General features: G+C 71.7%; 12 protein-coding genes. 3 read left to right on the plus strand and 9 right to left on the minus strand.

Annotated elements, in window-relative coordinates; genetic code table 11:
- Positions 1–106 precede the first annotated feature (106 nt).
- From rbsD to PYS65_RS23565, 5 genes are all read right to left on the minus strand, one after another.
- Positions 107–496, minus strand: a complete 390-nt coding sequence (gene rbsD / locus PYS65_RS23545) for a D-ribose pyranase (protein ID WP_279335924.1) — start codon at positions 494–496, stop codon at positions 107–109.
- Positions 493–1,398, minus strand: a complete 906-nt coding sequence (locus tag PYS65_RS23550; protein WP_279335925.1) for a ribokinase — start codon at positions 1,396–1,398, stop codon at positions 493–495. The genes rbsD and PYS65_RS23550 overlap by 4 nt, the downstream gene beginning before the upstream one ends.
- A gap of 116 nt (positions 1,399–1,514) precedes the next feature.
- The gene (locus PYS65_RS23555) at positions 1,515–3,476 is read right to left on the minus strand and encodes an ABC transporter permease/substrate-binding protein (RefSeq protein WP_279335926.1); all 1,962 of its coding nucleotides are present in this window, start codon (positions 3,474–3,476) and stop codon (positions 1,515–1,517) included.
- The gene (locus PYS65_RS23560; RefSeq protein WP_279335927.1) at positions 3,466–5,058 is read right to left on the minus strand and encodes a sugar ABC transporter ATP-binding protein; all 1,593 of its coding nucleotides are present in this window, start codon (positions 5,056–5,058) and stop codon (positions 3,466–3,468) included. The genes PYS65_RS23555 and PYS65_RS23560 overlap by 11 nt, the downstream gene beginning before the upstream one ends.
- Positions 5,055–6,158: a LacI family DNA-binding transcriptional regulator gene (locus PYS65_RS23565; RefSeq protein WP_279335928.1), complete on the minus strand. Its 1,104-nt coding sequence runs from the start codon at positions 6,156–6,158 to the stop codon at positions 5,055–5,057. Before PYS65_RS23565 ends, PYS65_RS23560 begins: the two co-directional genes overlap by 4 nt.
- 173 nt (positions 6,159–6,331) lie before the next feature.
- On the opposite strand from PYS65_RS23565, the gene PYS65_RS23570 reads away from it, so the two are divergent.
- Positions 6,332–6,565, plus strand: a complete 234-nt coding sequence (locus PYS65_RS23570) for a hypothetical protein (RefSeq protein ID WP_279335929.1) — start codon at positions 6,332–6,334, stop codon at positions 6,563–6,565.
- Positions 6,566–6,847: 282 nt separating this feature from the next.
- Here PYS65_RS23570 and PYS65_RS23575 read toward each other — a convergent pair whose 3' ends face one another.
- A complete protein-coding gene (locus PYS65_RS23575) occupies positions 6,848–7,195 on the minus strand; it encodes an antibiotic biosynthesis monooxygenase family protein (RefSeq protein ID WP_279335930.1) in 348 nt (115 codons plus the stop codon).
- A gap of 429 nt (positions 7,196–7,624) precedes the next feature.
- The gene (locus tag PYS65_RS23580; RefSeq protein WP_279335931.1) at positions 7,625–8,503 is read right to left on the minus strand and encodes an aldo/keto reductase family oxidoreductase; all 879 of its coding nucleotides are present in this window, start codon (positions 8,501–8,503) and stop codon (positions 7,625–7,627) included.
- Between the two features lie 129 nt (positions 8,504–8,632).
- Between PYS65_RS23580 and PYS65_RS23585 the strand changes: the two genes are divergently transcribed.
- Positions 8,633–9,067, plus strand: coding sequence for a winged helix-turn-helix transcriptional regulator (locus PYS65_RS23585; protein ID WP_279335932.1), 435 nt, complete (start codon positions 8,633–8,635; stop codon positions 9,065–9,067).
- A gap of 109 nt (positions 9,068–9,176) precedes the next feature.
- Here PYS65_RS23585 and PYS65_RS23590 read toward each other — a convergent pair whose 3' ends face one another.
- Positions 9,177–9,506 carry a hypothetical protein gene (locus PYS65_RS23590; RefSeq protein ID WP_279335933.1) on the minus strand — a complete coding sequence of 110 codons (330 nt, stop codon included), beginning with the start codon at positions 9,504–9,506 and terminating at the stop codon, positions 9,177–9,179.
- Positions 9,507–9,722: 216 nt separating this feature from the next.
- Positions 9,723–10,760: a questin oxidase family protein gene (locus PYS65_RS23595; RefSeq protein WP_279335934.1), complete on the minus strand. Its 1,038-nt coding sequence runs from the start codon at positions 10,758–10,760 to the stop codon at positions 9,723–9,725.
- Positions 10,761–11,012: 252 nt separating this feature from the next.
- On the opposite strand from PYS65_RS23595, the gene recD2 reads away from it, so the two are divergent.
- Positions 11,013–13,265 (plus strand): SF1B family DNA helicase RecD2, encoded by a 2,253-nt coding sequence (recD2, locus tag PYS65_RS23600; RefSeq protein ID WP_279335935.1) that lies wholly within the window; start codon positions 11,013–11,015, stop codon positions 13,263–13,265.
- Positions 13,266–13,500 lie beyond the last annotated feature (235 nt).

The raw sequence follows: 13,500 nt of genomic DNA on the forward strand, positions 1-13,500 counted from the left end.
GGGGACCCGGGGGGGATCCGAGAGGTTCTGACGGGGGAGGGAACAGGGGGAGGGAGCCGAGGGGGCCCGGTCGACGGACCGGGCCCCCTCGAAGCGTGCGGGACGTTCAGAAGAACACCCCGCACCGCAGCAGCACGTTCGCGTACGGTCGGGCCTCGCCGGTGCGGACGACGAGGCGGGCGCCGGCGGTCAGTTCCTTGAGGTGTTCGTGGGGGACCAGGTCGAGGGCGGGGAAGTGGCCCGCCAGCAGCTCCGCGGCGGCCGGGTTGGCCTGCCGGATCTCGGTGGCGGCCGTCGCGCCCTCGATGACCAGCTCGGCCAGCAGTCCCTCCAGCACCTCCGCGAAGGACGGCACCCCGGCCCGGAAGGCCAGGTCCACCACGCGCGGCCCGTCCGGGATCGGCATGCCCGCGTCGCACACCAGCACCCGGTCGGTGTGGCCCAGTTCGGCCAGCGCGCCGCACAGGTGCCGGTTCAGGATCCCGCCTTTCCTCACAGCGCCGCGACCTCCTCGGCCGTCGGGAAGGACACCTGCGCGCCCTCCCGGGTGACCGTCACCGCGCCCACCCGGGCCGCGTACGCCGCCGCGTCGGCCAGGGACTCGCCCAGACCCAGCCGCCAGGCCAGCGCGGCGGTGAAGGAGTCGCCCGCACCCGTGGTGTCCACGGCCCGCACCTTCACCGGGGGGATGCGGGAAACCCCGTCGGACGAGGCCACCAGCGAGCCCTCGCCGCCCAGCGTCACCACCACCGAGCGGGGGCCCTTCGCGAGCAGCAGCCGCGCCCAGTCCTCGGGCTCCTCGCCGGGACGTGCTCCCTCGCCGAGGATCACCTTCGCCTCGTGCTCGTTGACGATCAGCGGGTCGCAGACCGACAGCACCTCGTCCGGCAGGGGCTGCGGCGGCGACGGGTTCAGCACGAACCTGCTGTCCGGCGCCAGCGAACGCGCCACCTCCACCACCGTCTCCAGCGGGATCTCCAGCTGGGTGGAGACCACCCTGGCGGCGCGGAGGAGGTCCCCGGCGGCCCGTACGTCACCGGGGGTGAGCCGGCCGTTGGCGCCCGGGGAGACGACGATGCTGTTGTCCCCGGACGGGTCCACCGTGATCAGCGCGACGCCGGTCGGCGCCCCGCCCACCAGCACGCCCGCCGTGTCCACCCCGGCCTCCCGCTGCGAGTCCAGCAGCAGCCGTCCGTGCGCGTCGTCGCCGACCCGGGCCAGCAGGGCCGTCCGGGCGCCGAGCCGGGCGGCGGCGACCGCCTGGTTGGCGCCCTTGCCGCCCGGGTGGACGACCAGGTCGGAGCCGAGCACCGTCTCCCCGGCGTCCGGCCGGCGCTCGACGCCGATCACCAGGTCGGCGTTGGCCGACCCCACGACCAGCAGGTCGTAGTCGTACATGGAATGGCTCCCCACATGGTCGTCGTACGGTCGTCACACGGTTGTCTGCGGCACGGTCGTCCGGGGGCGGCCGGTCGTGATGACCGACCGCCCCCGGTCCTGATCGCTCGTCGGTGTCAGCCGCTGAACTCGGCCACGTTCTCCTTCGTGACCACCTTCACCGGAACCATCACCGTCTCGTCGATCTTCTTGCCCTCGGCGGCGCGCAGCGCGTTGTCCACCGCGATCCTGCCCAGTTCGCGCGGCTGCTGCGCGACGGACGCGTACAGCGTGCCCTGCTCGACCGCCTTGAGGCCGTCCGGCGTGCCGTCGAAGCCGACGACCTGGACGGACTTTCCGGCCTTGGAGCCGAGTGCCTTGATCGCGCCGAGCGCCATCTCGTCGTTCTCGGCGAACACGCCGTCGATGTCGGGGTGGGCCTGGAGCAGGTTCGTCATCACGTCGAGGCCCTTGGTGCGGTCGAAGTCCGCGGGCTGCTTGGCGACGACCTTGATGCCCGGGTACTCCTTCAGCCCCTCGGCGAAGCCGGAGCCGCGCTCGCGGCTGGCGGAGGTGCCCGCCTGGCCCTGGAGGATCACGATGGTGCCCTCGCCGCCCAGCTTCTCGGCGAGCGCCTCGGCGCCCTGCCGGCCGCCGGCCACGTTGTCGGAGGCGACCAGCGCGGACGTCTCGGCCTTGTTGACGCCGCGGTCCACGGCGATGACGGGGATGTCCGACTTGTTGGCGGAGCGCACCGCGGGTCCCGCAGCGTCCGAGTCCACCGGGTTGACGATGATCGCGTCGAGGCTGCCGCTGGTGAAGTTCTGCAGCTGGTTGGCCTGCTGCGAGGCGTCGTTCTGCGCGTCGGTGACGGTCAGGTCCAGGCCCTGCTTCCTCGCCTCCGCCTGCGCGCCCTCACGGATCTGCACGAAGAACGGGTTGTTGAGGGTCGACACGGACAGGCCGACCTTCTGCGCCTTCGCCTCCGAGGAGCCGTTGTGCAGGAAGGACAGCGCGCCGACGATCGCCGCCGCGACCACCGCGGCGAGCAGATAGGTCGCCGCCTGCTTCTTCCGGTCGCCTCCGCCCCCGCCCGGCGCACCGGACGCGGTCGGGGTCGCCCCCGCCTTGCGGCGCAGCGTGTCCAGGAGCACGGCCAGCGCGATGACCACGCCGATCACGACCTGCTGCCAGAACGCCGACACCGACAGGAGGTTGAGGCCGTTGCGCAGCACCGCCAGGATCAGCGCGCCGATCAGGGTTCCGGACGCCTTGCCGGTGCCGCCCGCGAGGGAGGCGCCGCCGATGACGACGGCGGCGATCGCGTCGAGTTCGTAGCCCTGCGCGGCCTGCGGCTGCGCGGAGGACAGCCGGGCGGCGAGCACGATGCCCGCGGCGGCGGCGAACAGGCCGGACAGCGCGTAGATGGCGAGCTTCTGCCGCTTCACCCGCAGCCCGGACAGCCGGGCCGCCTCCTCGTTGCCGCCGATGGCGTACATGGAGCGGCCGATGTACGTGCGGCCGAGGACGAACGCCGTGATCAGGCCCATGACGATCATCACGAGCACCGGCACCGGCAGCCAGCCGCCGAGGGTGTCACCGAGGTGCGAGACGGAGTCGGGGAACGGGATCGGGGAGCCCTGGGAGATCACCAGGGACAGACCGCGGGCCACCGACAGCATGGCGAGCGTCGCGATGAACGACGGCAGCCTGCCGTACGACACGAGGATGCCGTTGACCAGACCGCACGCGATGCCGGTGGCGATCGCCAGGAGCACCGCCAGCACCACGGGAACGCCCGCGGAGGTGGCGCTCCAGGCGAGGACGGTGGCCGACAGTGCGGCGACCGAACCGACCGACAGGTCGATGCCCGCGGAGACGATCACGAAGGTGACGCCGAAGGCGAGGATCGCGACGACCGCCGCCTGGACGCCGATGTTGAGCAGGTTGTCGGCCGTCAGGAAGTCGCCGGACAGCGCCGACATGGCGATGACGAGGACGATGAGCGCGGTGAGCGCCCCGTTGTCGAGCAGGAGGCGGCGCAGGCCGCCCGAGGCGGAGCCCCTGCCCCCCGTGCTCTTGAGTGTGTCAGTGGCCACGGGGGCCCTCCTTGCCGTTCTGGTCGGTGGTGCCGTCGTTCTTGCCGCCGGTGCCGGTGCCGGTGCCGGTGTTTGTGCCCGCGCCGGTGTCCGTGCCGGCGCCGACCGCGAGGGCCATCACGGCGTCCTGCGTGGCGCCCTCGGCCGGCAGTTCGCCCGCGATGCGGCCCTGGGCCATCACCAGCACCCGGTCGCTCATGCCGAGCACCTCGGGCAGGTCGCTGGAGATCATCAGGACGGCGGCGCCGGCCGCGGTGAGTTCGTTGATCAGCTGGTAGATCTCGACCTTGGCGCCGACGTCGATCCCGCGCGTCGGCTCGTCGAGGATCAGCACCCTGGTGTCGGCGAGCAGCCACTTGCCGATGACGACCTTCTGTTGGTTGCCGCCGGAGAGGGTGCGCACGTGCTGGCCGAGGCCCGCCATCCGCACCCCGAGCTGCTCGGCGATCCGGGCCGCCGCGGTGTGCTGGCCCTTGAGGTCGACGAGGCCCGCGCGGGTGGCCGAACGCAGCGTCACCAGACCCAGGTTCTCCTCGACCGAGGCGTCCAGGACGAGACCCTGGCCCTTGCGGTCCTCGGGGACGAGCCCCACCCCGGCCGTCATCGCCGCGTTGACGTCGTGCGCGCGCAGCGTACTGCCCGAGACCGTCACGGTCCCGCTGTCGTACGGGTCGGCGCCGAACACCGCGCGGACCACCTCGGTCCGCCCGGCGCCCACGAGACCCGCGATGCCGACGACCTCACCGGCGTGCACCTCGAAGCTCACGTCGTGGAAGACGCCGTCGCGGGTGAGGCCCTCGACCCGGAGCAGGGTGTCCCCGGCGTCGGGCCGACGGCGCGGGTACTGCTGCTCGATGGACCGGCCCACCATGAGGCGGACCAGTTCGTCCTCGGGCGTGGCGGCCGGGACCTGGCCGACGCTGCGGCCGTCCCGCAGGACGGTGACCCGGTCGCCCAGGGCGGCGATCTCCTCCAGGTGGTGCGTGATGAACACGATGCCCACGCCGTCCTCGCGCAGCCTGCGCACGATGGAGAAGAGCCGGTCGACCTCCTCGGAGGTCAGCACCGCGGTCGGCTCGTCCATGATCAGCACGCGCGTGTCCAGGCTCAGCGCCTTCGCGATCTCGACCATCTGCAGCCGTGCGATGCCGAGTTCGCGGACCCGCGCGGTGGGCGACACGCGGACGCCGACCCGCTCCAGGAGGACGGCGGCGTCGGCCTCCATCCGCTTGCGGTCGATCATCCCGAAGCGGCGCGGCTGCCGCCCCAGGAAGATGTTCTCGGCGACCGTCAGATCGGGTACGAGGTTGAACTCCTGGTAGATGGTGGCGATCCCGAGGCGCTCGGAGTCCTGCGCACCGTGGATGCGCACCTCCTCGCCGCCGACCAGGATGCGGCCCTCGTCGGGGGTGTAGGCGCCGGACAGCATCTTGATGAGGGTGCTCTTGCCCGCGCCGTTCTCACCGAGCAGCACGTGCACCTCGCCGCGGCGCAGGTCGAAGTCGACGCTGTCGAGGGCGACCACGCCCGGGAAGGTCTTGCGGATGCCCTCGATGCGCAGCAACTCGTCCGGGTTGCTCACGACGTACTCCTTTGTACGGGGGACGGGTGTACGGGGGACTGGATGGGTGCCGGAGGTTCGGACAGCGGCGGTTCGGACGCCGAGGGCCGGGGGGCCGGGGGGCGTGGGGCCGGTTCGCCGCACGAGCGGCGTACGACGAGCCGGGCGGGGAGGGTGACGGACTCACCGGGCCGCCCCTCGATCCGGTCGACCAGCGCGCGCACGGCGGCCCGCCCGAGGTCGCCCGTGGGCTGGGCGATCGCGGTGACCGGAGGATCGGTGTGCACGAACCAGGGGATGTCGTCGAACGCGGCGAGCCCGACGTCCTCGGGAACCCGCAGCCCGCGCGCCCGGACGGCGTCCAGCGCGCCGAGCGCCATCAGGTTGTCGGCCGCGAACACGACCTCGGGCGGCTCGGGCAGGGCGAGGAACCCCTCGGTGACCCGGCGGCCGCTGTCGGCCTGGAAGTCGCCCTGGCCGATGTAGGCGGCGGGCAGGGGGAGCCCGTACGCGCCGAGCGCCTCGCGGAAGGCGTCGACGCGCTCGCGTCCGGTCGTGGTGGCGGCCGGCCCCGCGATGATCGCGAGCCGCCGGTGCCCGAGCCCGTACAGGTGCGCCACGAGGTCCCGCACGGCCGTCCGCCCGTCCGACCGCACCACGGGCACGTCCACGCCCGGGATCCAGCGGTCGACGAACACCATGGGCGTCCCCGCACGGGCGGCCTCCAGCATCCGCGGCGAGCCGCCGTCGGTGGGGGAGACCAGCAGGCCGTCGATCCGGCGGTCCAGCAGGGTCGTGACGTGGTGGTCCTGGAGGTCGGGCCGCTCGTCGGCGTTGCCGATGATCACGCTGTAGCCCAGCGCGCGGGCCTCCTCCTCGACGGAGCGGGCCAGCTCGGTGAAGTACGGGTTCATGACGTCGCTGATCACCAGGCCGAGGGTGCGCGTCTGGTGGGTGCGCAGCGACCGGGCGACGGCGTTAGGGCGGTAGCCCAGCGACCGGACGGCGGCCAGCACGCGGGTACGGGCGTGTGCGCTGACCGACGGGTGATCGTTCAGGACACGCGACACCGTGGCGACCGAAACGCCCGCCTCGGCGGCGACGTCCTTGATGCTCGCCATCGCCTCCACCTCCTTGTGGAATCGATTACACGCACTGTGTACCGAGGATTGGAATCGATTACATGGGGGGAAGCAAGGGGGCGAAGGCGGCCGAAACCAAATCGTGACCGGAGCGTGGAGTGCCGCGTGCAGCCGACGCGTGCATAGGGAACTGATCACCGACTGCCACCGTCATGGTGTTCATGGTGTTCATGGCGCAGGGCGGGAGCACGATGGGCGAGGAGCCGGCGGGAGCGGAGCTGCTGCTGACGCTCCTCCTCATGGCAGCGGTCCCCACCCTCGTCGGAGGGGCGCTGCTCCTGTCCCTCTTCGGGCTGACGATGTGGGCGACGGCACCGCTACGACGACGCAGACGGGCCCGCGCCGAAGACGGCCGGACTCCGTCCGGCCGCTCACGCGACCACTAGGCGCGGCGACGAAAGCCCCGACCGGCGCGGGCCGTGAACCGGTCGGGGCTTCCGGAGTGCGGTTCACCGCGCCGGAGGCGTCGGCCGTCACGCCGACGGCGGAGACGAACTGTCGGTCAGGCCGGCGGCGAACCGGGCCGGGTGGACCTCAGTCAGTCGGCCGTCCGGTGAGGGGCAGCGGCTGACCCGGTACGGGTCGGATGCCCGGAACCGCTCGTCCACCGCCGCCGCGCGTACCGGAATCCCTGCGTGAACGATCGCGAGGACGGGTGGGCGGTGGCCCTACGCGTCTGCCGGGCGGGCAAACCCGTAGGCGCGCTCGACCTTGGCCACGTGGAGCGAGAACGAGGCGTACCAGTGCTCGTGTCCGTGTGCACGAACCGGGGCGTGCTCCGCGTGATCCCGCCAGGCGGCGATCGATTCCTCGTTCTTCCAGTACGACACCGTGATCCCCAGGCCGTCCGCACCGCGAGCGGAGTCGACACCGAGGAACCCCGGCTGCTCGGCGGCCAGTTCCAGCAGCCGCTCGGCCGTCTCCCCGTAGCCGTTGTCGCCGGCGGTCCGCACGGAGGTGAACACCACGGCGTAGTAGGGCGGGGCGGGCAGCAACGCGGGCGTGGGATCGGTCACGGAGATCCTTCCGACGGGCGACAGCGACAGTACCGCCTCAGAGGGTCTCGCACACCCGTCTGAACGCACAGCCTCACCGATCCGGTTGTCGGCCCACGCTTCTGGAGGGCCTGCCTGCGGGGAGCACGCACCGTCCCGAAGTCGTGAGTACTTCGGCCCCTCCTGTCCTGATACCGCTCACCTGAGCGTTCAAGTGACACATTCCCGCCGACTGCTCACGGTTTCCGGCAGGGCAGTCGTCCCCGGCCCGCGGCGCCGGGGCCACGCGGAATCCCTGCACCACCCGAGGGGGCACCATCCGGAGCTCAGGTCGCCTTCGAGCTCCGGACCGGGACACAGCGGGTCCACTCGCCGGAGGAGCACGGTGACGGGTCCACCGGCACGCGGCCGGAGCCCGTAAAGAGGGGGCCCGGCCGGCGCACCGGCCGGTCACGCGCGGCCGACGCCGTCCAGTTCGGCCATGTCCTCGTCGGAGAGGCAGAGCCCGGCGCCCGCGATGTTCTCGCGCAGGTGGGCGGTGGACGAGGTGCCGGGGATGAGCAGGATGTTCGGCGAGCGTCGCATCAGCCAGGCCAGCGCGACCGACATCGGCGTCGCCTCCAGCCGGCTCGCGACCCGCAGGAGGGCCTCGGACTGGAGCGGCGTGAAGCCGCCCAGTGGGAAGAACGGCACGTAGGCGATGCCGTCGGCGGCGAGGTGGTCGACGAGGTCGTCGTCGTGGCGGTGGGCGAGGTTGTACATGTTCTGCACACACACGATCGGGGCGATGCCGCGCGCCTCGGCGACCTGTTCCGCGGTGACGTTGCTGACGCCGAGGTGTCGGACCAGACCCTCCTGCTGGAGGGCGACCAGTGTTTCGAACGCCTCGGAGATCGAGTCCGGCCGGGGGCCCTGAGCGTCGCCCATGCGCATGTTGACCAGGTCGAGGGCCTCGACACCGAGGGAGCCGAGGTTCTCGTGGACCTGCCTGCGCAGGTCTTCGGGGCGCCGGGCCGTGGGCCAGCCGCCCTGCGCGTCGCGGGTCGCGCCCACCTTGGTGGCGATGAACAGCGACTCCGGGTAGGGGTACAGCGCTTCGCGGATCAGCTCGTTCGTGATGCGCGGTCCGTAGGCGTCACTGGTGTCGATGTGGGTGATCCCGAGGCCGACCGCCTCGCGCAGGACGGCCAGGGCGCCGTCGTGGTCGGCGGGCGGCCCCATGACCCACGGGCCGGCGAGCTGCATCGCGCCGTAGCCGAACCGGGTGACGGTCGAGTCACCCAGCTTCCAGGTTCCGCCGGGAAGAGGAGGAGTGAGGGCGGTCTCCATCGCAGTGCCTTTCGCTTGTGCCGGGGGTGGTGTCTCCGTCCCCCTTGCACCAGCATTGGAGACCTGCTTCCCCTCGGGAAGTAGGCACTCGGAAGTGCGTAACCACCCCAGAGGTTGGCAGTGAGATCGGTGACAACGACGAAGGCCGAGAAAAGGGCGCAGGCCAAGGCGGAGTACAACGCGTTCCTGGCGGTGTGCCCAAGCCGTCAGCTCCTCGACCGGATCTCGGACAAGTGGGTCGTCCTGATCCTGTGCGCACTGGGCGGTGACGCGTCCGAACGATCCGGCGCGTCGCACGCCCCGGAAGCGATGCGCTACTCCGAAATCGCCCGGCTGCTGGCGGGCGCCAGCCAGAAGATGCTGACCCAGACCCTACGGGCCCTCGAACGCGACGGCCTGCTCACCCGCACCGTGACACCCACGGTCCCCGTCACCGTCACCTACGAGCTGACCGACCTCGGCCTCTCGCTCCACCACCTGACCCGCGGGCTCAGGCAGTGGGCGCAGACTCACATGGACCAGGTCCTCACCAGCCGTGAGAAGCACGACGCGGGAGCTTCCTAGCGAGGACGGTGTTCTCCGTCTTGGCCGAGGGCCGGTCTGTGTCCGACCGTGAGGGACGCGCGGCGGGCGGATCGAGCCGCTGCTTCCGGACCGGTTGTCGGCGCGGGGCTCAGGAGGGCGTCGGCAGTGTCCGCGGACGCGCTTCGTGGCCGGCGAGGTGGAGTCTCAGGCGGGTGAGGTCCTCGGCCTCGACGAACACCTGCTGTCCCCAGTACGCGGTGAGGCGCTGGGCGACGTCGACCAGCCGACGGCGGTCCTCGGGCGTGTGCGCCGGGAAACGCGCATAACCGTGGTCGGCGATCTCGTTGCCCAGCTCGCTGAAGAGCACGGCCCGGAAGCGCTGCTCCTCCTCGTCGGTCAGCGGTGCGACGGCGGCCTCGGCCTCGGTGGGCCGCAACCGGACGTTGTAGAGGTCTCGCATCGCGTACGGCTCCGCCATCTGCTCGAGTTCGTCCGCGAGAGCCTACCGACCCCGGCCTCCCGGGCAGGGCCCGGGAGGTCCGACCCCACCCGTACCGTGGAACCGCGTCCCACCGGTCCGCAGCGACCGCCCGGTGAGCGGGGTGGGCCGGGTGCCGGAGTGCACGATGACTGAGGAGTTCGCCGTGCGCGAGTCGGAGAAACCTGCCTGGGGCCGAAGCCGAAAGGCGTGGCGTCAGTGCTCGTCGATCAGCTCGGTCGCGCGGATCACTGCGGTGAGGGCGTCGGGGTGGCCTGTGCGCCGGTGAACGTCAAGGCAGGTGTCGGCGAGCTTGATGACGTGTTCGTCCTGGTGGCGGACGGCAAGGGCGAAGGTCTCTTCCGCTGACCGGTGGGCGGTGGGGAGGGCGTGCCGAGGTGCGGGTGCGGTGGGGGTGTAGGCCGCGGCCACGGCCGCGCCGGCCGCCCAGGCCGCGTGCAGGCTCATGACCCACTGGGTGCTGGGGAGTGCGGGCAAGGTACGCAGGACGGCCATGGGCGCGGTGGCGGCGTGAACCAGCATGACGGGCGAGCCGTGCGCGTTCGGGAGGTAGTGCACGGCGGCAGCCGTCGTCAGATCGGCCAGCAGGTCCCGGGCCTGCCCGGCGTCCGCGGCGGGTCTCAGCGCGGCCAGCGCGATCGGCCAGCCGGTCAGGTCGGTGAGCTGGTCGAGCCGGTGGTTGATGCCCGCGGTCTGGTCGGGAACGCGCGGAACGCCTGCGAGAGCGGACGCCGGGTCGGCGGTTCCGGAAGGGGTGGCGGAGGGCACCCGCTGCCAGCGCGCCGCCCAGTAGCCGAGGGCTTGGCCGAGCTCGGCCAGGCGCGGTCCGTCCTCGTGGTCCAGCAGGGCGTGGACGGCGTGGCCGGTACGGATCACCCCGTGGGTGGCGCCGGCCGCGATGCCGGGCAGAAGCCGTGGCCACCACGTCTCCAGTACCGCGCGCCAGGGCTGTTCGGCCACCTCGCGTTCGAAGAACGCAAGCCAGTCACCGAGACGGCGGGGGTCCCCGAGCGCCGTGCGCCATTCGGCGGCGGTGATGGGCGAGACGCCGCGGGGCCGATCGTCCAGCCGGCTCATGTAGAGGTCCAACCAGCGGTGGACCTGTCGCGCGTGTCCGCGCCGGACCATGGACTCCACCGCCATGGGGCCGTGATTGGTCAGCCAGCCCTCGAATTCCGGTCCGGTCCGATGCAGCCGTTCGTAGGCCTCGTCGAGCGTGCCGTCGATTTTCATGTGATCTGACTCTAGCCACGCGATGGTGCGCCACCATCGGTCCAGGGATCCAGAAGCACCCCTACACCGGACCTAGGACCTTCGGACGGGCCCCCACATCCGGATCGGCCCGACCGGAAGGGAGCGAGCACGGTGGCTCGGACGCCGGCCGAGCAAGCGCTCGCCCCTTCGTCCACGCGCTCACAGCGGCTTCCCGGCGCTGAAGCCCGGACGGCCCGGCACTCTGTCACACCCCACCGGTACGGTCGGAGCATGTCCAACCAGTCCGCGGCGACCCCCGGTGAGCGGCGGCTCGCCACTCTCGAAGGTGTCCTCGAGCGCATCACGTACGCCAATGAGGACAACGGCTACACGGTCGCCCGGGTCGACACCGGCCGGGGCGCCGGCGACCTGCTCACCGTCGTCGGGGCGCTGCTCGGCGCCCAGGTGGGCGAGTCGCTGCGGATGGAGGGGCGGTGGGGGTCGCACCCGCAGTACGGCAAGCAGTTCCACGTGGAGAACTACACGACGCTGCTCCCGGCCACCGTCCAGGGCATCCGCCGCTACCTCGGCTCGGGGCTGGTCAAGGGCATCGGGCCGGTGTTCGCCGACCGCATCACCCAGCACTTCGGGCTGGACACCCTGACCGTCATCGAGGAGGAGCCCAAGCGGCTCGTCGAGGTGCCCGGTCTCGGTCCCAAGCGGACCAAGAAGATCGCCGACGCCTGGGAGGAGCAGAAGGCGATCAAGGAGGTCATGCTCTTCCTCCAGACCGTCGAGGTGTCGACGTCGATCGCCGTGCGGATCTACAAGAAGTACGGGGACGCCTCGATCTCCGTCGTGAAGAACCAGCCCTACCGGCTGGCGTCCGACGTGTGGGGCATCGGCTTCCTCACCGCCGACAGGATCGCCCAGTCCGTCGGCATTCCGCACGACAGCCCGGACCGGGTCAAGGCGGGCCTGCAGTACGCCCTGTCGCAGGCCACCGACCAGGGGCACTGCTACCTCCCCGAGGAGAAGCTGATCGCCGACGCGGTGAAGCTGCTCCAGGTGGACACCGGGCTCGTCATCGAGTGCCTCGCCGAGCTGGCCGCGGAGCCGGAGGAGGGCGAGGACCCCGGGGTCGTCCGGGAGAAGGTGCCCGACCCGCAGGGCGGCGACCCGGTCACCGCGGTCTACCTCGTCCCCTTCCACCGCGCCGAGCTGTCCCTCTCCGCCCAGCTGCTGCGGCTGCTGCGCACCGGCGAGGACCGGATGCCGGGCTTCAGGGACGTGGACTGGGCGAAGGCCCTCGGCTGGCTCAAGGGGCGTACCGGAACCGACCTGGCCCCCGAGCAGGAGGCCGCCGTGAAGCTGGCGCTCACCGAGAAGGTCGCGGTCCTCACCGGCGGACCGGGCTGCGGCAAGTCGTTCACCGTCCGCTCCATCGTGGAGCTGGCCCGCGCCAGGAAGGCCAAGGTGGTGCTCGCGGCGCCGACCGGCCGCGCCGCCAAGCGCCTGGCCGAGCTGACCGGCGCCGAGGCCTCCACCGTCCACCGCCTGCTGGAGCTCAAGCCCGGCGGCGACGCGGCCTATGACCGGGACCGGCCGCTGGACGCCGACCTGGTGGTGGTCGACGAGGCGTCCATGCTCGACCTGTTGCTGGCCAACAAGCTGGTCAAGGCAGTGGCCCCCGGCGCCCACCTGCTCTTCGTCGGCGACGTGGACCAGCTCCCCAGCGTCGGCGCGGGCGAGGTGCTCCGTGACCTGCTGGCGGACGGCGGTCCGGTGCCCGCCGTCCGCCTCACGCGCGTGTTCCGGCAGGCCCAGCAGTCGGGCGTGGTGACCAACGCGCACCGGATCAACGCCGGGCGGCACCCGCTCACCGACGGCATGAAGGACTTCTTCCTCTTCGTCGAGGACGACACCGAGGAGGCCGGCCGGCTCACCGTGGACGTGGCGGCGCGCCGCATCCCGGCGAGGTTCGGCCTCGACCCGCGCCGGGACGTGCAGGTGCTGGCCCCCATGCACCGCGGCCCGGCCGGCGCCGGCACGCTGAACGGGCTGCTCCAGCAGGCCGTCACCCCGGGCCGGCCGGACCTGCCCGAGAAGCGGTTCGGCGGCCGGGTCTTCCGCGTCGGCGACAAGGTCACCCAGATCCGCAACAATTACGAGAAGGGTGAGAACGGGGTCTTCAACGGAACCGTCGGCGTGGTCACCTCGCTCGACCCGGTCGACCAGCGGCTGACGGTGCTGACGGACGAGGACGAGGAGGTGCCGTACGAGTTCGACGAACTGGACGAACTGGCGCACGCCTACGCGGTGACCATCCACCGCTCCCAGGGCAGCGAGTACCCGGCCGTCGTCATCCCGGTGACCACGGGGGCCTGGATGATGCTCCAGCGCAACCTGCTCTACACGGCGGTCACCCGGGCCAAGCGGCTGGTCGTCCTGGTCGGCTCCCGCAGGGCGATCGGACAGGCGGTCCGCACGGTGTCGGCGGGCAGGCGCTGCACGGCGCTCGACTTCCGGCTCGCGGGCGTCTGATCCGCCGTTGTTGCGGTCCTTCGCCCCGGTCCCGAAAGAAAAATGATCGATCAAATGAGTCGCAAAGGTCACAGGGGCTTCCGGAAGCGCAACACAGCGGGCAGGATGAGAAAGTTGGCGGCACTCAGTGCCGCCGATAGGCCCGATGGTCGACCCCGAGTGCACTCTCCTGAGCCAAGTGGGGGATGGTAGAGACAGTCAGGGCACCTCGAAGATGAGGCACTACGTCGGTGAG

Source organism: Streptomyces cathayae, assembly GCF_029760955.1.
In the GTDB taxonomy this organism is placed as follows: Bacteria; Actinomycetota; Actinomycetes; order Streptomycetales; family Streptomycetaceae; genus Streptomyces; species Streptomyces cathayae.